This window comes from Polaromonas sp. P1_G2, from assembly GCF_056405515.1.
This window is the reverse complement of the sequence record NZ_JBFUBY010001050.1, coordinates 1-475: the sequence shown is the minus strand read 5'-3', so window position 1 is coordinate 475 and position 475 is coordinate 1. Positions and strand designations below refer to the sequence as shown.

General features: G+C 63.2%; 1 pseudogene. It reads right to left on the bottom strand.

The window, feature by feature from the left end:
• Window positions 1-201 precede the first annotated feature (201 nt).
• Window positions 202-475, bottom strand: a pseudogene (locus AC1D0P_RS29005) (ABC transporter permease); the annotation flags it as partial.

Genomic DNA, 475 nt, shown 5'->3' with positions numbered 1-475 from the left:
GCGCGAGACCCCGCCGTAGTCGAGCACCGCAGGTTGCCCCGAAGCGCAGCGTAGGGGACCCAGACTGCGGGTCGCCTTTTCTTTGCTTACTTTCTTTTGCTTACTTTTCTTTGGCGAAGCAAAGAAAAGTGAGTCGCCGCCGGGCGACCCCGGCCAGCCACTCTCAGCAGCGAGCGCCCAGCCGGAGCAAGAACCGGCCCTCTACTGCGCCTTCCGCAACGTCTCCACCACAGGCGTATTCAAAACAGACCGTAAACCCCACCACCCAGCAGCCAACGCCAACACTGCCCCAGCCAGGCTCCCCAGCAAAGGCACAGTCCAAGACCCCGTCCAGTTAAATTCAAACACAAACCGCGCCAACCCCCATCCCACAGCCAGCGCGACGATGGAAGCTAAAAATCCAGCCAGCAACCCAACCCCCGCCAGCTCAGCCCGCTGCACCTGCCGCAGCAAGGAGGCCCGCGCCCCCACCGCC